Here is an 18,292-nt window from a genome sequence, read left to right as displayed (position 1 = left end):
CGTCACACCTTCGCCACACTGAGCAGGTGACCATCGGCGAGAACTCCGGCCCGCCCGCCCCGAGCGGTCCACCCGAACTCGAGCTCCGTCCACCGCGGCACCGCGTCGCCCCTGGCGCCAGGCTGTACTGGGCTGCCCGCGCGGGTGCCGGTTGGCTGTTGCTGCTCGCCGTACAGATCGGGTGGTGGATCCTCGCCGGCGGTGTCACCGGCTGGCGGGTGGCCGGTGTGGTGGCGACCGTCGTCCTCGGTGCCGCCCACGTGACGGTGATGCCCCGGTGGCGCTACCACGTACACCGATGGGAGGCCACCGGTGAGGCCGTCTACACCCAGTCCGGATGGTTCGACCAGGAACGCAGGATCGCCCCGGTGTCCCGGATCCAGACCGTGGACAGCGAACGCGGCCCGCTGGAACAGCTCTTCGGGCTGTCGAACGTCACCGTCACCACCGCCTCGGCCGCCGGCCCGCTGAAGATCCACGGCCTGGACCGCGACACCGTCGAGCGGCTGGTCGACGAGCTCACCCGCACCACCCAGGCCAACCAGGGGGACGCGACGTGACGGAGCTCGGCACCCCGCCCACGGGGGCGGCGGACGCAACCGAGGCGACCGAGGCGACCGGCACAGCGGACTGGCGACGGCTCAGCCCGCGGATGCTCGCGGTGCACCCGGTGCAGGAACTCGTCCGGTCCTTCCCCGCCCTCATCGGTGCTCTGGTCGCGGGAACCACCAGCGGACACGGCCCCCTGTGGGGCCTGGCCGCCCTGGTCCTCGTGATCGCCCTCGGAACGCTGCGGTGGTTCACCACGACCTACCGCATCTCCCCCCAGCACGTGCAGGTCCGCCGTGGCCTGCTGCGCCGCCGGGTGCTCACCGTCCCCCGCGACCGCGTGCGCACCGTCGACGTCACCGCGAACGCGATGCACCGGATCGTGGGGCTGGCCCGGGTCGAGATCGGCACCGGCCGTTCGGACCGCAAGGGCGAGAACGGGCTGAAGCTGGACGCTCTCGCCGCCCCGGCCGCCCGCCAGCTGCGCGAGGAACTCCTCCACAGGCAGCCGCGGTCGGCCGCTGCCGAGTCCGGAGCGGCACCCGAGCCCGGCACGGCGACCGCGACCGAAGCCGCGACCACAACCGAAACCGCCCCGGCAACGGCGTACGCAAACACATCGGCGACGGGCCCGCGACCTGCCCGGGCGCCTTCGAGCACACCGGAGCAGGAGACCAGGCTGGCCACCCTCGACCCGCGATGGGTGAGGTACGGACCGTTCACGCTGTCCGGGCTGCTGACCGTGGGTGTGGTGGCCGGCTTCGGATCCCGCGCGGTGTCGGAGGCGAAGATCGACCTCGGCAAGGTCGGCCCGGTGCACCAGCTGCTGGACCAGGTGCGCGGCGCGGGCTGGCTGGTGGGAGCGGTGGAGGTGGTCGTCGCGCTGCTGGTCGTCTGCGTCGTCGCGTCCACCCTGGCCTACGTCCTGGCGTTCTGGAACTACCGGCTCAGCCGGCATCCCGGCGGAACCCTGCACGTCAACCGCGGCCTGATCACCACCCGCGCCACCAGCATCGAGGAACGCCGGCTGCGTGGCGTCGAGCTCAGCGAGCCGCTGTCCCTGCGACTGGTCGGCGGGGCCCGGTGCATCGCGATCGCCACCGGGCTGCGGGTCGGCCGGGGCGCCGAACGCGGCGGCTCGCTGCTGCTTCCCCCGGCGCCGCGCAAGGTCGCGCTGCGGGTGGCCGGTGACGTGTTCGGCGGGCCAGAGCCGTACACCACGCCGCTCGTCCCGCACGGGCCGAGGGCGGTGCGCCGCAGGTTCACCCGCGCGCTCGGGCTGACCGCGCTCCTGGTCGGCGTCCTGGCCGTTCTGCACCAGGTCGCCGGGCTTCCGTCGTGGGTGTGGCAGGCCTCGCTGGTGCTGCTCCCCTGCGCCGCGCTGGTCGCCGCGGACCGGGCCCGCAGCCTCGGCCACGCGCTGCGGGACGGCGTGCTGGTCTGCCGGTTCGGTTCGCTCGTACGCCGGCGCAACGTGCTGACCTGCGACGGCGTACTGGGCTGGAATCTCCGGCAGTCGTTCTTCCAGCGCAGGATCGGGTTGACGACGCTGGTGGCGACGACCGCGGCCGGACGGCAGCAGTACGAGATCCCGGACGTCGACACGGCCGAGGCGGTCCGGGTGGCCGACGCGGCGGTGCCCGGCCTGCTCACTCCGTTCCTGGTCCGCCCGGCCGGGAACCCTCAGGAATAACGGGCCGCGAGTTCGGTGCCGATCCGGGCCAGCTCCGCCCGCACCGACGGCGGCTGGACGACCTCGACCGCCGCACCCCAGCCGGCGAGGTTGCGGGCTACGTCCAGCGGCGTAGGCGCGGCGACGTCGACCTGGACCCGTCCGTCGTCGAGTTCGCCGGTGGCGTGGCAGTGCCGGCCGAAGTGGTCGCGCAGGATCGGCACGAACCTCGACTCGATGAGGACGGTCGCCCAGGTGCGTGAACGTCGCTGCTCCACCTCGCCGACGACCTCCTGCCAGGCGGCGTCGAGGGCGAAGCCGTCCGGGCGTTCGGCGGTCTCGTCGGTGGCGACGGCCTCGACGATCCGGTCGACCCGGAAGGTCCGCCGACCCCGTTCGGTCCCGGCGAGCAGGTACCACACGTCGTCCTTGTCGACCAGGCCCCACGGGTCGACCAACCGCTCGGTCCGCTCACGGGCGCGATTGGTGTAGGTCAGCCGGACCCGGCGCCGGGCGACCACGGAGGTCTGGAGCCGGTCGACCAGCGCGGGCCGGTGGCGGCCGCCTTCGCCCCAGCGCGTCGCGTCGATCACGGTGGCACCGGCGGCCGCTTCGGCGTCCGCCCGGAAGCTCTGCGGAAGGGCGCGAACGAGTTTGCGCAGTGCCGCCCTGGCCTCGCCCGAGACGGCCGCGGCCGGGCCGACGAGCAGGAACAACGCCTGTGCCTCCGGACCGGACAGGCCGCTGAGGTCGGTGCGAGCGCCGCCGACCAGTGACCAGCCGCCGCCACGGCCCGGCTGGGGGTAGACGGGAATTCCGGCGGCTGACAGCGCCTCCAGGTCGCGGCGCGCGGTGGCCACCGACACCTCCAGCTCGGTGGCGAGCTCGGCCGCGGTCACCCGGCCGCGGGCCTGCATGAGCAGCAGGGCGGCGACGAGCCGGTCCGCACGCATCCAGGAAGTCTGCCACGAAAGTGCTCAGTAGGTGCTCACTTTGGGCGCGACGATGAGGGCGAATCCGAAAGACCACCGAAGGGCGGAGGCGCACCCCATGGAACAGGACCTCAGTGTCGTCGTCGATGCCGTCGATGCCGTCGTCGCGCGTACGGCATCCGAATGGCGCGCCTGGCTGACGCGGCACTCCCGTACGGAGAAGGAGACGTGGCTGGTCATCCAGCACAAGGACAGCGGCACACCCAGCGTCCGGTACGCCGAGGCGATCGAGCAGGCGCTGTGCTTCGGGTGGATCGACGGACTCCACCGCCGGAACGACGTGAGCAGCTCCCGGCTGCGGTTCTCCCCTCGCACGCCGCGCAGCACCTGGAGCCCGCTGAACCGCCGGCGAGCCGAGCGGATGATCGAACTCGGCCGGATGACCGAGCAGGGTCGTGCCGTGGTCGACCTGGCCAGGGCCAACGGCACCTGGCAGGTCCTGCCCGACGGGGACGGCTCGGACCTACCCGAGGACCTGCGGGTGGCGCTGGCGGAGAACCCGTCCGCCCGTGCGAACTTCCAGGCCTTCGCACCCTCGTCGAGACGGTTGATCCTGGGGTGGATCGCGACCGCGAAGCGGCCGGACACCCGGCGGCGCCGGATCACCCGGACGGTCGACCTCGCGGCCGTCGGGCTCCGCGCCCAGCACGCCGGCGACCGGGTCCCGGTCAGTCCTGGGCGTCGTCGGTCGTGGCCTCGCTGAGCACCCGCTCGGCCGCCCGTACGAAGTAGGAGACCGAGTCCGCCGGGCTGAGCGCCATCGCCCTCAGATGGTCGAACGCCAGGCTGTGGCGGTAGACCTCGGCGTGGCTCTCGACGTAGCGGTTGGCGGTCATCGTCTCGACGTACACCGCCTCCGGCTCGTGCGGGTTGGGGAACTCGAGGATGTCGAACGAGCCGGCGCTGGACGGGTGCGCACCGGCCGAGGCCGGCAGCACCTGCACCGTCACCGTGCCGCGTTCGGCGTACTCGCGCAGTCGGTCGTACTGCTCGGCCATCACCTTGGCCGACCCGACCATCCAGCTCAGCGCGGGCTCGGCGACGACCAGCCAGAACCGCAGCGGGTCCGCCTCGCGGGCCAGCAGCCGCTGCCGGGTCATCCGGGCCTCCACCCGGCGGTCGATCTCCGACGGCGAGGACAGGCCCATCGTGGCGCCGCGGATGATCTCGCGGGCGTATCCCTCGGTCTGCATCAGCCCGTGGATCACGTGCGCGCTGTAGGAGCGCATGCCGGCGAGCTGTGCCTCGAGTTCGATGTAGTCGACGTAGTCGCTGGGCAGGAACTCCGCGTAGGCGTCCCACCAGCCCTTGGTCCGCGCCGTCCGGGTCTTGCTGAGGATGGCCGTGCGGCGACTCTCCTCGACCTTGTACAGGTCGAGGAGGAGGTGGAGGTCCTTCAGGCTGACCCCGACGATCGCGGTCTCGATCCGGCTGATCTTGGCGACCGACCAGCCCGTTCTCGCGGCGACCTCCTCCAATGTCACCTGGGCGCGTTCGCGGAACATCCGTAACTCCGCGGCGAGCCGGCGGCGCTGGATCGTGGGCGGTTTCGTACTCGGCATGCTCTTCCCCGTTTGCAGGTGTTTGGTCGTTCGATATTGCGGGAAATAGTCCGTCTTCGCACCAGGTTCAGCCGAACCCGTACCGCACGACACAAGTGCAAATTTACGCATTGGTGTTGTAGGTGGCGTTGCTCGGGATTACGGTCGACTCAGGATCGTGCACCCAGAGCTATCACTCCACGGGGGAGGCTCGTGCGATGGCAGCGACACCCGAGCGTCTGGGGCAATCGGGTTGGTTACCGGCTTCGTACCCCGATGTCGGTCACCTCCTACCCCAGCATGACCGGCCCCCGCGGCCGGACACCGAGATCGACACCGACGACACCGGGATCGACACCCACGACACCTGGACCGACACCGGGATCGACAGAGCGGCCATCGCCGACGTCGACCCGGAGGCCCTCACCGAGGCACTGACCGAGGCACTGACCGAGGCACTGACCGAACTGGATCACCGCGCGAGGGATCTCGCGTCGATCCACCGACCGGACCGGGACCCGATCCGCTGGCACCGCCGCTGGGGTTCGCTCCCCTGGCTCGGGCACGACCATCCGCCGCTGTGCGTCTTCTGCCGCCGGCCGTGGCTGTGTCCGCCCGCCGCCTGGGCGCACACCCAGCTGTCCACCCCGAGGTGCTCCGCCCCCGAGCACCCCCGCCAGGAGGCCCCCTGATGTCCACCCCTCCACCCGGACCCGCACCGAGCACCGTCGTGTCGCGCCCTGTCATGACCGGCGACGACGTGACGGACGGCACCGCGTCCCGTACACCCACCGAGGAGGAACGCCCCATCGCCACCGCCACCGCCACCGGTCCGCGCGCCAGAACCGCCACCGGTTCGCCCTCGGCCTCGCGTCCGGGTTCGCAGCACGAAGGTTCCGCGCATCGTGCGCCGCGCACCCTGCGGATCGACCCGGGCCGGCCCCTCGCCGAGGACGCCGCCCCCGCGTCCTACGACAGCGTGGTGGCGGTCGAGCCCGTCCCGAAGGTGCCGTACGCCTGGGTCCAGCTCGTCCGCCCGGGTGGCCGGCTGGTCGTGTCGTGGCGCAACCCGTTCGCCGGCTCGGTCGAGGCGCACCTCACCGTCACCGAGGACGGCCGGGCGGCGGGGCACTTCGTCGGCTGGAGCGGCGCGCCCGACCCGAGCGCGCCGGCGTCGGTGGTGACCGAGGCCGAGGGTGCGGTGCCGTGGTACCACACCACGACCACCCTCGACCCGGAGGCGATCTGGGCGGACCCGGCCGCGTTGTTCGGACTGGGGATCCGGCTGCCGCACCTGCGCTGGGCGCGCACCGGCCCGGGCCGAGACCTCGGAGGCGTCGCGACCGGATCAGCAACCGCAGCCACGACCGCGGCCGGGGCAGCCCTGCCGGGCACCGCCCCGACCCGGTACTGGGTGTACGACGCCACCTCCTGCGCGTCCGCCCTGCGGCTGCCCTCCGGTGAGGTCCGGGTCGACCAGCACGGCCCGCACCTGCTGTGGCGGGAGGTCGAGTCGGCGTACCGATGGTGGGAGGAGCAGGACCGGCCGACGTTCGAGCGGTTCGGGCTGAGCGTGACGTCGTTCGGCCAGTTCGCCTGGCTGGGTCACCGCTGCTCCGGCCGGATCTGGCGCCTGTGACCCCCTCGCGGCGGGGCGCCGGCCGACGGCGCCCCGCCGCGCGCAGGTTCCCGGCCCGTGCCGGTTTGCCGGACTGCCGGGGCGGACACAATTCGTGGCAGACCGCACACTCTGTGCGATGTCCTGTGCCTGCCACTCCTGCCGGGGGAACGACGAACCATGGATCCCTCCGTCCGGCACAGCCGGACCGCCACCCGTTCACTTCCACGTTCGGGTAGCCGCCTCCACCGCCGGCGCGCCTCACGGCCCGACGCCAGAGCCCACCCTGCCGACCAGGACGAACCCGACGAGCCCGTCGACGTCAGCGTGGTCCTGCCCTGCTTCAACGAGGAGCAGCACGTCCTCGCCGAGATCGAGCGCACCGTGGCCACGATGGAGACCAGCGGCTACAGCTACGAGATCCTGGCGATCGACGACGCCTCCACCGACGACACCCTGAAGGTCCTGCGGTCCGCGGAGGACCGGTTCCCGCGGCTGCGGGTGATCGCCTTCGCCACCAACGGCGGCACCGGCACGGCTCGCCGGATCGGCACCCAGCAGGCCCGCGGCGACATCGTGGTGTGGACCGACGCCGACATGTCGTACCCCAATGAAAGAATCCCCGAACTCGTCAGCATCCTCGAACAGGACGAGACCGTCGACCAGGTGGTGGGCGCACGCACCAGCGAGCAGGGCTCGCACAGGTTGCTGCGGGTGCCGGCGAAGTGGCTGATCCGCAAGATCGCCGAACGGCTGACCAACACCCGGATCCCCGACCTCAACTCCGGGCTCCGGGCGTTCCGCCGCGAGGTCTCGCTGCCCTACCTCCGGCTGCTGCCGGCCGGATTCTCCTGTGTCACCACGATCACGATGGCGTTCCTGCACAACCAGCACGTCATCAGGTACGTCCCGATCCCGTACGCCAAACGGTCGGGCAGGTCGAAGTTCCACTTCGTGAAGGACGCCTACCGCTACATCCTCCAGGTGCTGCGGATGGTGATGTACTTCAACCCGTTGAAGGTGCTGATGCCACCGTCCCTGGCGCTGCTGACGCTGGGCAGCGGGAAGGCGGTGTACGACGTGGTGGCCAACCCCGTCCGGCTGGCCAGCAACACCCTGCTGATCCTGCTGACCGGGCTGATCATCGCCTCGCTGGCACTGCTCGCCGACCTGATCGTGCGCTCCCGGTCCTGACCGATGGTCGGATCCCGTCCGAACGCCGCCCGCGAGATCCCCGGTTGCCGCGTGAGCGTGGTCACCGACTGCCTGCTCGGTACGGCGGTCGTCGTGATGGCGGTGCTCTACCGACTGCCGCCGATTCCGTCCGACCCGATCAACTACGTCGTCGCCGCGCGCAACTTCCCGCACCATCCGGATGCGGTGATCGAGCACCAGTACCTCCGCATCGGGCTGGTCCTCCCCCTCCGGCTCGCCTTCGACGTGTTCGGCTATTCCCAGGTGACGTACCTCGTCGTCCCGATCCTCGCGACACTCCTGCTCGTGATGAGCGTGCACGCGCTCGGCACGATGCTCTTCCACCGCTACGTCGGCGTGGCCGCCGCGCTGCTGACCCTGACCAACTCGGTGGTCTTTCCCGACCTGACCCAGCCGCGGCCCGACCTGCCGGCAGCCGCCCTCCTCTGCGCCGCGCTCGCGCTCGCCCTCGCCCTCCGGCAGCGCCGGACCTGGGCCTGTGCGACCCGGCGGCGGGAGGTCGGCGTTCTGCTCGCCATCGGTGCGCTGCTCGGCTGGAGCTATCTCTGCCGCGAGTACATCGTCTTCTGCTGGCCGGTGGTTCTGCTGCTCCTTCACCGGCTTCCGTGGCGGCGGCTGCTGTGGATCGCCGTCCCGCTGGTGGTCGTCGCGGTCGGTGAGGCGGTGCTGGGGTGGCTGACGTTCCACGACCCGCTGGCCCGTCTGCACTCCTCGGCCGGGCACGGCTCGGGACCGCCGATAGCGACCGACTACCTCGACCAGAACCGCCTCTGGTACCTCGCCCGGTTTCCGGACATCCTGCGTGCGTCACCGGAGGGATGGTGGCTGCAGGTGACGGTGGTCGCCGCTGCGGCGGGCGCGGCGGTCTCGCGGCGGCTCCGACTTCTGCTCGTCTGGGCCGGGTTGTTCTTCGTGCCCGTGGTGGTCCTGGGCGGCTGGGCGGATCCGCACGCTCCGATGCTGCGGCTCTACCTGCCGAGGTACTGGGTCCCGATCATCCCCGCGCTCGCCCTGGCCTGCACGGGCGTGGTGTACCTCGGGGTGAGGTACGTCCTGATGCTGTACCTCCGGGACGTCCCGGCGCGGCACGCGGCCGCGACGATGCCACTTCTGCGGGCCCGCCCCGCACTCGTCGCCGGGATCCTCACCCTCCTGGTCACGGCCGTCCCGCTCGGCGTGTCCCAGCAGGCGCGGGCCACCGACATGTCCGTTCCGCTCAACCGGGCGTACGCGGCCAACGGCGGCACGCAGTTCGAGCAGTTCCGTACCTGGCTGACCCTCCACGGCGGCGAGGTGCACACGATGTGGGGTGAGCCCCGCACCCTGCGGATCGTGGGGTTCTTCGTCAACTCCCCGGCCGGGACGCCGCTGTGGACGGGGCTGCTCCGCCCGTGGTCGGTGCTCAGCAAGAAACCGGCGAGGGGCGACCACGTGCTCTTCTACAGCGCCTACTCCGACACCTGCCGGCCCTGCCGGACCAACGTCGAGGACACCCTCGGCGTCCACCCGGCACGGCCACCGAGCAGCTGGCACCTCGTCTTCACCACCAGGGACCGGGTGCTCCAGCTGTATCGGGTCGGCTGAACCGATCAGGAGACGATCATGAACCCCGTGACACCGGACGACGACCGGACGATCTTCCCCGACGGCGGCAGTGCCGACGGCAGCAGCGCGGTCGCCACCGCCACCGCCACCGGCACCGCGCCGGAAACGGACTCGCCGCCGCAGGCGCCACCACGCACCCGCGCGCGGCTGCTCACCCCCCGGCTGGTGGCCACCCTGCTGGTCGACGGTGCCCTGGCCGCGGTGGTGGCGGTGGTCTGCGTGCTCTACCGCGTGCCGCCCTACCCCTCCGACCAGCTCAACTACTTCGACGCGGCCACGACCTTTCCGAGCGATCCGACCTACGCCGCGGTGCACCAGTTCCTGCGGATCGGGCTGATCATCCCGCTGCGGCTGGCGCAGGAGGCGTTCGGCTACTCCCAGACGGCGTACCTCATCGTGCCCATGCTCGCCGCCCTGCTGCTGGTGATGAGCGTGCACGCGCTCGGCACCCTGCTGTTCAACCGGTTCGTCGGCGTGGCCGCGGCAGTGCTGACGTTGTTCAACTCGCTGGTCTTCCCCGACCTCACCCAGCCGCTTCCCGACCTGATGGCCACCGCCCTGCTGTCGGCGTCGCTGGTGCTGGCCGTGGCGCTGCGGCAGAACCGCCCGTGGGCCGCCGCGACCCGCCGCCGCCGGGTCGGCACCCTGCTCGCCATCGGTGTGCTGCTCGGTTGGAGCTACCTCACCCGCGAGTACATCGTCTTCTGCTGGCCGCTGGTTCCCCTGCTGCTCGCTCGCAGGATCCCACTGCGTCAGCAGGCCTGGATGCTGGTCCCGCTGGCCGTCGTCGCGGTCGGGGAGACCGCCCTCAACGCGGTGGTCTTCCACGACCCGCTGGCCCGGTTGCGGTCGGCGGCCGAGCACGGCGCGGTGGGCACGGCGACGACGCACGACTACATCGGGCAGAGCCCGGGGTGGTACCTCACCCGGCTGCCCACGATCCTGTCCACCACGCCGGAGGGGCTGTTCCTCAAGGCCGCGGTGGCCGGCATCGTGGTCGGCGCGCTCTTCTCCCGGCGGATCTTCTTCCTGCTGGTGTGGGCGCTGCTGTTCTACGTCCCGCTGGTGACGCTGGGCGGGCTGATCGACCCGGAGGCGCCGAAGCTGCGGATCCTCAAGGAGCGGTACTGGCTGCCGCTCGTCCCCGCGCTCCTGCTCGCGGCCGCCGCCGGGCTGTGGCTGCTGTGCGTCAACCGCGCCCGGGTGGCGCCGTTCCTGCGGACCCGTGCCCGGCTGGCCGCCGGGGTGGCCGGTGTCGTGACCCTCCTCGTCGCCGCCGTACCGGCCGGGCTGGCCCAGCACGCCCGGGTCAGCGAGCTGTCCGGCCCGCCCGGGCAGATGAACCTGACCTACGCCGCCAACGGCGGAACGCAGTGGGAGCTGTTCCGGTCGTGGCTGGCCGCGCACGAGGGCGACGTCCACACGATCTGGGCGGACAGGCGCAGCATCCGGACGCTCGGCATCTTCGTCCACCCACCGATCGGCGGGCCGCTGTGGCACGGTCGGCTGCGGGTGCTGTCGGCCAGGGCCAAACCCGCCGCGGGCGATCACGTCGTCCTCTACAGCGCGTACTCCGACGTCTGCTGGTACTGCCGGCGCGACCAGGAACGCCTCCTCGGGGGCCGGCCACTTCGGCCGCCGGCGAACTGGCACCGCGTCTTCGGCAGCAACGAGAGGATGGTCGAGGTCTACCAGGTCCGCTGAACGCCGGGAGGTTCGCCGGTTCGCCGGTTGGCCGGCCCGCCGGTTCGCCGGTCACCACAGGGTGAGCGAGTCCTTCAGGACGTCGGTGAGTACGTCGTCCCCGACGTCGACCGGGGCGATGGACAGCAGCCGGTGCTGACGGCTCGCCCCGTCCACGAGGTCGGCGACGTCGGTCTCGGCGTACCCCACCTCGGACAGGCCGTTCGGCATGCCGGTGTCCCGCATCAGCCGGATGATCGCCGTGGGCAGCCGCTCGCCCGGGTCGGCCACCTGGTCGGTTTCGGGGTCGAGGACGTGTGCCGCCCACAGGTGCCGTTCGGGGTTCGCCTCGTACGTACGCCGGAAGGCCGCCGGCGCGGTCAGCACCACCGACATGCCGTGCGGGACCATCGGCTCCGCGTCGGGATAGCCGTCCGGGTGGAAGTCGCGGACCCGGCCGGCGATCGGGTAGGCGCAGGCGTGCGGGATGTGCACCCCGGCGTTCCCGAACCCCAGCCCGGCGAACAGCGCGGCCTGCAGCATGTCGGTGCGGGCGGCGAGGTCGTCGCCGGACCGGTGGGCCGTACGGAAGGACCGGGCGAGCAGCGGCAGGGTCTGCCGGATCCACACGTCGGAGACCGGGTTCGCGCCGCAGTAGGCGACACGGTCCTCCGGGCGGCGCCTCGGGTAGGCGTCGTACGGCCGGGCGGTGAAGGACTCCAGCGCGTGGCAGAGGATGTCGAACCCGCTGGCCGCGGTGACTCCCGGCGGCAGGGTGAGCGTCACCTCCGGGTCGACGACCGCGAGCGCAGGCCGAAGCCGCGGATGGCTGATGCCGGTCTTCACCCGCAGATCGAGGACGTCCAGGACGCAGACGGCCGTGCTCTCCGCGCCGGTGCCGGCGGTGGTGGGCACGGCCACCAGCGGTGCCAGCGGGCCGGCCGGCGCGAGCCCCCTGCCGATCGGCGCGTTCAGGTAGTCGTTCAGGTCGGCCGGGTGGGACGTCATCAGGTCGACCGCCTTGGCGGTGTCGATCGCCGAGCCGCCGCCGACGCCGACGAAGCCGTCCCAGCCGCCGTCGCGGGCGAAGTCGACCGCGGCCGCGATCGACGTGTCGGTGGGTTCGACGTGGACTCCGGTGAAGAGCTCCGCGGCGAGGCCGGCCGCGCGCAGGGAGTCGACCACCCGGTCGGGTACGCCGGTGGCGGCCACGCCGGGGTCGGTGAGCACCAGCACGCGGGACGCGCCGAGCTGGGCGACGTCGTACCCGATCTCGGCCACCGCGCCCGCTCCGAACTTCAGCGCGGGCCCGCCCCAGGTGAAGACCGTCTCGTTGCCGGCCGGCGTGCCTGCCTCTGCCTCGGTGTCTGTCTCGGTGGTGCCTGTCTCGCTGGTGCCTGCCTCGCTGTCCCGCATCGTGGCCGCTCCCTCGCTCGCCGCGCATCCCGTTCCGGTGACAGTGGCGCACCCGGCAGGTGACTCGCAACCGGGGAACGCCTCCTCGCGCGGGCGAGGTACGGTCGGTCGACGTGACCCAACCCCGCACCGACCGCACACCCGCGAGCGCCCCGATCCTGCGCGCCGAGGCCGTTCTGCTCGACCTGGACGGCACGCTGATCGACTCCACCGAGGCCCTTCGCCGTTCGTGGACGACCTGGGCGATCGAGCAGGAGCTGACCCAGCAGGACTTCGCCCGGGTCCTCGGCCACGGCCTCACCTCGTCCGCGATCGTCGCCGCGCTGGTGCCGCCGGAGCGGATCGCGGTCGCGCAGGCCCGTATCGACGCGCTCGAGGTCGAGGACGTGACCGGGATCGTGGCGCTTCCGGGCGCACAGGCGTTCGTCTCCTCCCTGCCGGACGGGCGGTGGACCATCGTCACCTCCGGTAACCGTGCCGTGGCCGGTGCCCGGCTGCAGGTCGCCGGGCTGCCGGTCCCGCGGACCCTGGTCAGCGCCGACGACGTACGCAACGGCAAGCCCGACCCGGAGCCGTACCTGCTCGGCGCCAAGCGCCTCGGCATCGACCCCGAACGCTGCGTGGTCGTGGAGGACGCACCCGCGGGCCTGGCCGCCGCGCGGGCCGCCGGGATGGCGACGATCGCGGTGACCACCCACTACGAGCGGGCCGAGCTGGACGCCGACCTGGTTGTCGAGGACCTACAGAAGGTCCGGGTCGAGGTTGACGGCCATGCCCTCACCATCTCCGTGGCCGGCGGGGCATGATCTGGGTGACCGCCCGCGTGACCCCACGGCATGCAGGGCACACCCACAGGAGGTAGGCGATGGGGAGGATCCCCCGGCGCTCGGCGATCATCGGCGCCCTCGTCGCGTTGACGCTCACGGCGGCATGCTCGGCCGGCAGCCGCACGACCGGCGAAACCGACCGCAAGAACCGCAGCGACTCGCTCTCAGTCGGCTTCATCGCCGAGCCGGTGAGCCTGGACTTCACCCGCAACGACGGCGCGGCGATCCCGCAGGCACTGCTGGTCAACGTCTACGAGGGCCTGGTCAAGCTCGACGCCCACGGAAAGATCGTTCCCCTGCTGGCCAGTGGCTGGAAGGTGAGCCCGGACCGGCGCACCTACACGTTCGCCCTGCGCAAGGGTGCGACCTTCGGCGACGGCAGGCCGTTCACCGCGCAGGACGCGGCGTTCAGCATCAACCGTGTCAAGACCGGCTGGACGACCTCGCTCAAGGCCGGCATGGACGTCGTCCAGGACGCGCGGGCCGCCTCCCCCACCTCACTGGTGGTGACGCTGAAGCGGCCGAGCAACCAGTGGTTGTTCGCGATGACCACCCGGATCGGCGCGATGTTCTCGCGGACGGGCGTGTCGAAGCTCGCCACCACCCCGGTGGGCACCGGGCCGTACGTGCTGGACCACTGGGACCGCGGCGACGCGATGGTGCTCGAGGCCCGCAAGGACTACTGGGGCACGAAGCCCGCCGTGCGCAAGGTGACGCTGAAGTACTTCAAGGACCCCACCGCGATGAACAACGCGATGCGCACCGGCGGCATCGACGTGGTGAGCACCGTGCAGGCGCCGGAAAGCCTTGCGGAGTTCAAGGATCGCTCGAAGTACCACGTCGTCGAGGGCACCAGCAACGCCGAGGTGGTGCTGTCGTACAACAACGCCAGGCCGCCGTTGACAGACCGCCGGGTCCGGCAGGCGCTGTCGTACGCGATCGACCGTAAAGCCGTCCTTGACACCGCCTGGGCCGGGCACGGCACGCTGATCGGGTCGATGGTGCCGCCCACCGACCCGTGGTACGAAAACCTGTCCGGCAGGTATCCGTACGACCCGGCGAAGGCGCGCCGGCTGCTCGCCGAGGCCGGGCATCCGAAGCTCACCCTGCGGCTGCGGATCCCCAACCTGCCGTACGCCGTCGCCAGCGCACAGGTGGTGAAGAGCCAGCTCGCCGACGTCGGGGTGACCGCGCGGATCGACGTCCTGGAGTTCCCGGCCCGCTGGCTGGACGTGGTGTTCACCAAGGCCGACTACGACCTGTCGATCATCGCCCACGTCGAGCCGCGCGACATCACCTCCTGGGGCAACCCGGACTACTACTGGCGCTACGACAACCCGCGCGTGCGCGAGCTGCTCGACCAGGCCGACGCCGGCACCCCCGCCGTCCAGGTCGCGAAGATGAAGCAGGTCGCCCGCACCATCACCGACGACGCGGCCGCGGACTGGCTGTTCCTGCTGCCCAACCTGATGATCGCCGACCCCGCCGTGCGCGGGCTGCCGACCAACGTCGTGTCGGAGGCGTTCGACCTCACCACCGTGACCTGGGCGCGGTCCTGACGTCGTGCTGTTCCGCCTCCTGACCCGGACCGGCGTGTTCGCCGGCAGCGTCGCGGCCGCCAGCGTGGTGGTGTTCGCGTTCATGGCGGTGCTGCCCGGCGACCCCGCGCGGGTCGCGCTCGGCGTCAACGCCACCCCGAGGGCGGTCGCCGCGTTGCGACGGGACTTCGGCACCGACCGGCCGCTCGCCGTGCAGTACGCCGACTGGGCGCGCGGGTTGTTCACCGGCGACTTCGGCGTCTCCTACGTCACCCGGACGCCGATCGGCCCGCAGGTGCTGGACCGGCTGCTGGTGACCCTGTGGCTGGTCGGCGCCGCCATGGTGGTCGCCGTGCTGGTCGCCGTCCCGGTCGGGACGGTGATGGCCGTGCACCACCGGCGGCTGCGGGGGCTCGCGCTGTCCGCGCTGAGCCAGCTCGGCATCGCGGTGCCGGCGTTCCTCACCGGGGTGCTGGCCGTCGCGATCTTCTCCGTACGCCTGGGCTGGCTGCCGGCCGGCGGCTGGACTCCGCCGGCGGAGGACCCGGGGCTGTTCCTTCGGCAGCTCGTGCTGCCGGCCGGGGCGCTCGGCCTGGCGCAGGCGGCGATCCTCGCCCGCTACGTTCGCACGGCCGTGCTCGACGTGCTGCGCGAAGACTACCTGCGCACGGCCCGCGCGAAGGGGCTCACCCTGGGCCGGGCGCTGGTGCGGCACGGCCTGCGCAACGCGGCCATCCCGGTGAGCACCGTCCTCGGCCTGCAGCTCGCCACCCTGCTGGTCGGCGCGATCGTGGTGGAACGCGTGTTCGTCATCCCGGGCCTGGGCAGCCTGCTGCTGGACGGCGTGGCCAACCGCGACCTGCTGCTGGTCCAGGGAGTGGTGATGGTGCTGGTGGTCGCGGTGCTGGTGGTCAACTACGTCGTCGACGTGCTGTACGCCGTGCTCGACCCGCGGCTGCGGAGGGCGGGATGACCGGGGCACCGGAGGCGACCGGGACCTCCGCCGCCGACCGCCACGACGGCGCTGTCGACCCGCGCGGACGCGGTGTCAACCGGCGCGGACGCGGTGTCAACCCGTCCTTGCTCGCGGGCGGCATCCTGGTCGCGCTGGTCGTCGCGCTGGCCCTGCTCTCCTTCCTGTGGACCCCGCACGACCCGGGCCGGGTGGACGCCGCGCACCGGCTGCTCGGACCGGACGGCACGTACTGGCTGGGAACCGACAAGTTCGGCCGGGACATCGCCAGCCGGCTGATGGTGGGTGCGCGGACCACGTTGTTCGTCGGCGTGGTCGCGGTCGGGGTGGCCGCCCTGCTGGGCACACCGCTCGGCATCTGGGCCGGGATGTCCCGCGGCCTGGCCGGCGGACTGCTCGCCCGGGTCACCGACCTGGCGATGGCGTTTCCCGCACTGCTGCTGGCGATCATGTTCGGTGCGGTGTTCGGTGCGAGCACCCTGACCGCGATGGTGGCGATCGGGCTGGCGACCGTACCCGCGTACATCCGGATCGTGCGGGCCGGCACGCTGTCGGTGCTGGCGCGGGAGTACGTCCTCGCGGCCCGCGCCGCCGGCCGGCGCGGGCCGGGGATCGCGGTGCGGCACGTGCTGCCGAACGTCGCCGGCCTGGTCATCGTGCAGGGCTCGGTGTCGTTCGCGATCGCCGTGCTCGCCGAGGCCGGGCTGTCGTTCCTCGGCTTCGGCACCGCGCCGCCCACCCCGTCGTGGGGACGGATGCTGCAGGAGTCGCAGGAACTGCTGTTCGTGCATCCCTTGCTGGCGTTGTGGCCCGGCCTCGCCATCCTGCTCGCCGTGCTCGGCTTCAACCTCGCCGGCGACGGACTCCGCGACCGCCACGACCCGGGGTCGGCCGACCGATGACGACTGACAAGGCCGCATTGACAGTGGCCGGCCTGCGGATCGGGACCGCCGACCGCTCTCTCGTTCGCGACGTGAACTTCACCATCGCACCGGGCGAACGCGTCGGCCTGGTGGGCGAGTCCGGCTCGGGGAAGTCGCTGACCACCCTGGCCGTCATGGGCCTGCTGCCCGAAGGTCTCACCGCGCACGGCGAGGTCGCGCTCGCCGGAACGCCCGGAAACCTGCTGGCCCGCGACGACCGCGCGATGTCACGGCTGCGTGGACAGGCGATGGGCATGGTGTTCCAGGAACCCATGTCGGCGCTCAACCCGGTGCGGCGCGTCGGCGACCAGGTGGCCGAGGTGCTCCGCATCCACCGGCCCGAGCTCGGCCGGTCGGGGGCGGCGGCCCGGGCGGTCGAGCTTCTTTCCGCCGTACGCCTGCCCGATCCCGGCGAGGCTGCCCGGGCGTACCCACACCAGCTGTCCGGCGGTCAGCGCCAGCGGGTGGTGCTGGCGATCGCGCTCGCCAACGACCCGGCCGTGCTGTTGTGCGACGAACCCACCAGTGCCCTGGACGTCACCGTGCAGGCGCAGGTGCTCGACCTGATCGTGGCCGGGACGAAGACCCGCGGCACCGGGCTGCTGTTCGTCACCCACGACCTGGCGGTGGTGGCAACCGTGTGCAGCCGGGTGCTGGTCATGCAGGACGGCGAACTCGTGGAGTCCGGCCCGGTCGCGGAGGTGTTCGGCCGGCCGCGCCACCCGTACACCCGCGCCCTGCTGGACGCCGCCGACCTCACCGGATCCGCGCCGCCGCCACGTCCGGAGTCCACTGACCGGCCCACCGACCAGTCCACCGGAGAACCCGAGGCGCGTCCCATGGTGTCGGTGGCCGGCCTGTCCCGTACCTACCGCCGGGCTCGTACGTCCCTGCGTACGCCACCGTCGGTGCCCGCGCTGCGGGACGTGAGCTTCGACATCGCCGCCGGGCAGCGGTTCGGCGTCGTCGGGGAGTCCGGCTCGGGCAAGTCGACGCTCGTACGCCTGCTGGCCGGGCTGGACCAGCCCAGCGCGGGCACGGTCCGGTTCGCCGGTCAGCGGGTGGACGGCGTACCCGAACGCCGGCTGCGGTTCCTGCGCGAGAACCTGCAGCTCGTCTTCCAGGACCCGACGGGGTCGCTGGACCCCCGGATGCGGGTCGGGGAGATCGTCGCGGAGCCGCTGGTCGCGCTGCGCGGCCGGGCCTGGCGTACCCACCTGGCCCGCGTCCGCGATCTGCTCGCCGCCGTCGGTCTGCCCGCCGACGCCGCGGACCGCTACCCGCACCAGTTCTCCGGCGGGCAGCGGCAGCGGATCTCCCTCGCCCGCGCGCTCGCGCCCGCGCCGAAGGTGCTGGTGGCCGACGAGCCGGTCAGCGCCCTGGACGCCTCGGTCCGGGGTCAGGTGCTGGACCTGCTCGCGTCGCTGGCGGACACGTTCGGGCTGACGCTGGTGTTCGTGTCGCACGACCTGTCGGTGGTACGCCGGATCTGCGACACCGTGGCCGTCCTGCACGCGGGTGAGCTGGTCGAGCTGGGCCCGGCCGAGCAGGTCCTCACCAGGCCCGAACACCCTTACACGCAACGGTTGCTGGCCGCGGTGCCCAGCATGTCGCGGGCCCTGGCCGGCGCCACGGCGGGCGAGCTCGCCGGCGAGCGGCAGGAGCGAGCCGAACCGCCGGCCTGAGTCAGGACGGCGGATTCTTCCGCGGAAGAATCCGCGGGTTCGTCCCGCTGGCGTT

General features: G+C 72.2%; 16 protein-coding genes. 13 read left to right on the top strand and 3 right to left on the bottom strand.

Annotated elements, in window-relative coordinates:
• The first annotated feature begins 26 nt into the window (after window positions 1–26).
• Complete coding sequence (locus tag FHR37_RS32970; protein WP_237768899.1) at window positions 27–560, top strand: PH domain-containing protein; 534 nt, start codon at window positions 27–29, stop codon at window positions 558–560.
• A complete protein-coding gene (locus tag FHR37_RS07890) occupies window positions 557–2,242 on the top strand; it encodes a PH domain-containing protein (protein ID WP_237768900.1) in 1,686 nt (561 codons plus the stop codon). The genes FHR37_RS32970 and FHR37_RS07890 overlap by 4 nt, the downstream gene beginning before the upstream one ends.
• Here FHR37_RS07890 and FHR37_RS07885 read toward each other — a convergent pair.
• Entirely contained in the window at window positions 2,233–3,174 is a 942-nt protein-coding gene (locus tag FHR37_RS07885; protein WP_092884807.1) for a helix-turn-helix transcriptional regulator, read from the bottom strand. The two genes, FHR37_RS07890 and FHR37_RS07885, sit on opposite strands and share 10 nt — an antisense overlap.
• Before the next feature lie 97 nt (window positions 3,175–3,271).
• Here FHR37_RS07885 and FHR37_RS07880 point away from each other — a divergent pair, with 97 nt between their 5' ends.
• Complete coding sequence (locus tag FHR37_RS07880) at window positions 3,272–3,916, top strand: YdeI/OmpD-associated family protein (RefSeq protein ID WP_092884809.1); 645 nt, start codon at window positions 3,272–3,274, stop codon at window positions 3,914–3,916.
• Here FHR37_RS07880 and FHR37_RS07875 read toward each other — a convergent pair.
• Window positions 3,882–4,775 carry a helix-turn-helix domain-containing protein gene (locus tag FHR37_RS07875; protein ID WP_092884811.1) on the bottom strand — a complete coding sequence of 298 codons (894 nt, stop codon included), beginning with the start codon at window positions 4,773–4,775 and terminating at the stop codon, window positions 3,882–3,884. The genes FHR37_RS07880 and FHR37_RS07875 overlap by 35 nt on opposite strands.
• Window positions 4,776–4,972: 197 nt before the next feature.
• Here FHR37_RS07875 and FHR37_RS07870 point away from each other — a divergent pair, with 197 nt between their 5' ends.
• The 5 genes from FHR37_RS07870 (at window position 4,973) to FHR37_RS07850 (ending at window position 10,896) form a co-directional block, all read left to right on the top strand.
• Window positions 4,973–5,446 carry a hypothetical protein gene (locus FHR37_RS07870; RefSeq protein ID WP_092884813.1) on the top strand — a complete coding sequence of 158 codons (474 nt, stop codon included), beginning with the start codon at window positions 4,973–4,975 and terminating at the stop codon, window positions 5,444–5,446.
• The gene (locus tag FHR37_RS07865; protein WP_139239043.1) at window positions 5,446–6,393 is read left to right on the top strand and encodes a hypothetical protein; all 948 of its coding nucleotides are present in this window, start codon (window positions 5,446–5,448) and stop codon (window positions 6,391–6,393) included. The genes FHR37_RS07870 and FHR37_RS07865 overlap by 1 nt, the downstream gene beginning before the upstream one ends.
• Before the next feature lie 159 nt (window positions 6,394–6,552).
• A complete protein-coding gene (locus tag FHR37_RS07860) occupies window positions 6,553–7,566 on the top strand; it encodes a glycosyltransferase family 2 protein (protein WP_092884817.1) in 1,014 nt (337 codons plus the stop codon).
• 51 nt (window positions 7,567–7,617) lie between these two features.
• On the top strand, window positions 7,618–9,171 hold the full coding sequence (locus FHR37_RS07855) for a glycosyltransferase family 39 protein (RefSeq protein ID WP_175542605.1): 1,554 nt from the start codon (window positions 7,618–7,620) through the stop codon (window positions 9,169–9,171).
• A gap of 18 nt (window positions 9,172–9,189) precedes the next feature.
• Entirely contained in the window at window positions 9,190–10,896 is a 1,707-nt protein-coding gene (locus FHR37_RS07850; protein WP_092884821.1) for a hypothetical protein, read from the top strand.
• Window positions 10,897–10,947: 51 nt separating this feature from the next.
• On the opposite strand, the gene FHR37_RS07845 is transcribed toward FHR37_RS07850, so the two are convergent.
• Entirely contained in the window at window positions 10,948–12,291 is a 1,344-nt protein-coding gene (locus FHR37_RS07845; protein WP_092884823.1) for a hydroxyacid-oxoacid transhydrogenase, read from the bottom strand.
• 113 nt (window positions 12,292–12,404) lie between these two features.
• On the opposite strand from FHR37_RS07845, the gene FHR37_RS07840 reads away from it, so the two are divergent.
• Genes FHR37_RS07840 through FHR37_RS07820 form a run of 5 tightly spaced genes read left to right on the top strand, consistent with a single transcriptional unit; the run spans window position 12,405 to window position 18,237 of the window.
• Window positions 12,405–13,097 carry an HAD-IA family hydrolase gene (locus tag FHR37_RS07840; RefSeq protein WP_202818182.1) on the top strand — a complete coding sequence of 231 codons (693 nt, stop codon included), beginning with the start codon at window positions 12,405–12,407 and terminating at the stop codon, window positions 13,095–13,097.
• Window positions 13,098–13,156: 59 nt separating this feature from the next.
• Complete coding sequence (locus FHR37_RS07835; protein ID WP_092884825.1) at window positions 13,157–14,677, top strand: ABC transporter substrate-binding protein; 1,521 nt, start codon at window positions 13,157–13,159, stop codon at window positions 14,675–14,677.
• A gap of 4 nt (window positions 14,678–14,681) precedes the next feature.
• A complete protein-coding gene (locus FHR37_RS07830; protein ID WP_092884827.1) occupies window positions 14,682–15,629 on the top strand; it encodes an ABC transporter permease in 948 nt (315 codons plus the stop codon).
• Window positions 15,626–16,531 carry an ABC transporter permease gene (locus FHR37_RS07825; protein WP_092884829.1) on the top strand — a complete coding sequence of 302 codons (906 nt, stop codon included), beginning with the start codon at window positions 15,626–15,628 and terminating at the stop codon, window positions 16,529–16,531. Before FHR37_RS07830 ends, FHR37_RS07825 begins: the two co-directional genes overlap by 4 nt.
• Window positions 16,528–18,237 carry a dipeptide ABC transporter ATP-binding protein gene (locus tag FHR37_RS07820; protein ID WP_092884831.1) on the top strand — a complete coding sequence of 570 codons (1,710 nt, stop codon included), beginning with the start codon at window positions 16,528–16,530 and terminating at the stop codon, window positions 18,235–18,237. The genes FHR37_RS07825 and FHR37_RS07820 overlap by 4 nt, the downstream gene beginning before the upstream one ends.
• Window positions 18,238–18,292 lie beyond the last annotated feature (55 nt).

The organism is Actinopolymorpha cephalotaxi, assembly GCF_013408535.1.
GTDB classification, from domain to species: domain Bacteria; phylum Actinomycetota; class Actinomycetes; order Propionibacteriales; family Actinopolymorphaceae; genus Actinopolymorpha; species Actinopolymorpha cephalotaxi.
Note: the sequence above shows the minus strand (reverse complement) of the source record. Positions and strands in the feature narration are given on the sequence as shown.

What these genes read in the sequence shown, in the direction of transcription:
- FHR37_RS07860 (WP_092884817.1), top strand. Translation starts at nt 6,553, where the DNA reads ATGGATCCCTCCGTCCGGCACAGCCGGACCGCCACCCGTTCACTTCCA.
- FHR37_RS07835 (WP_092884825.1), top strand. Translation starts at nt 13,157, where the DNA reads ATGGGGAGGATCCCCCGGCGCTCGGCGATCATCGGCGCCCTCGTCGCG.
- FHR37_RS07845 (WP_092884823.1), bottom strand. Translation starts at nt 12,291, where the DNA reads ATGCGGGACAGCGAGGCAGGCACCAGCGAGACAGGCACCACCGAGACA.
- FHR37_RS07870 (WP_092884813.1), top strand. Translation starts at nt 4,973, where the DNA reads ATGGCAGCGACACCCGAGCGTCTGGGGCAATCGGGTTGGTTACCGGCT.
- FHR37_RS07865 (WP_139239043.1), top strand. Translation starts at nt 5,446, where the DNA reads ATGTCCACCCCTCCACCCGGACCCGCACCGAGCACCGTCGTGTCGCGC.
- FHR37_RS07825 (WP_092884829.1), top strand. Translation starts at nt 15,626, where the DNA reads ATGACCGGGGCACCGGAGGCGACCGGGACCTCCGCCGCCGACCGCCAC.
- FHR37_RS07880 (WP_092884809.1), top strand. Translation starts at nt 3,272, where the DNA reads ATGGAACAGGACCTCAGTGTCGTCGTCGATGCCGTCGATGCCGTCGTC.
- FHR37_RS07885 (WP_092884807.1), bottom strand. Translation starts at nt 3,174, where the DNA reads ATGCGTGCGGACCGGCTCGTCGCCGCCCTGCTGCTCATGCAGGCCCGC.
- FHR37_RS07875 (WP_092884811.1), bottom strand. Translation starts at nt 4,775, where the DNA reads ATGCCGAGTACGAAACCGCCCACGATCCAGCGCCGCCGGCTCGCCGCG.
- FHR37_RS07850 (WP_092884821.1), top strand. Translation starts at nt 9,190, where the DNA reads ATGAACCCCGTGACACCGGACGACGACCGGACGATCTTCCCCGACGGC.
- FHR37_RS07820 (WP_092884831.1), top strand. Translation starts at nt 16,528, where the DNA reads ATGACGACTGACAAGGCCGCATTGACAGTGGCCGGCCTGCGGATCGGG.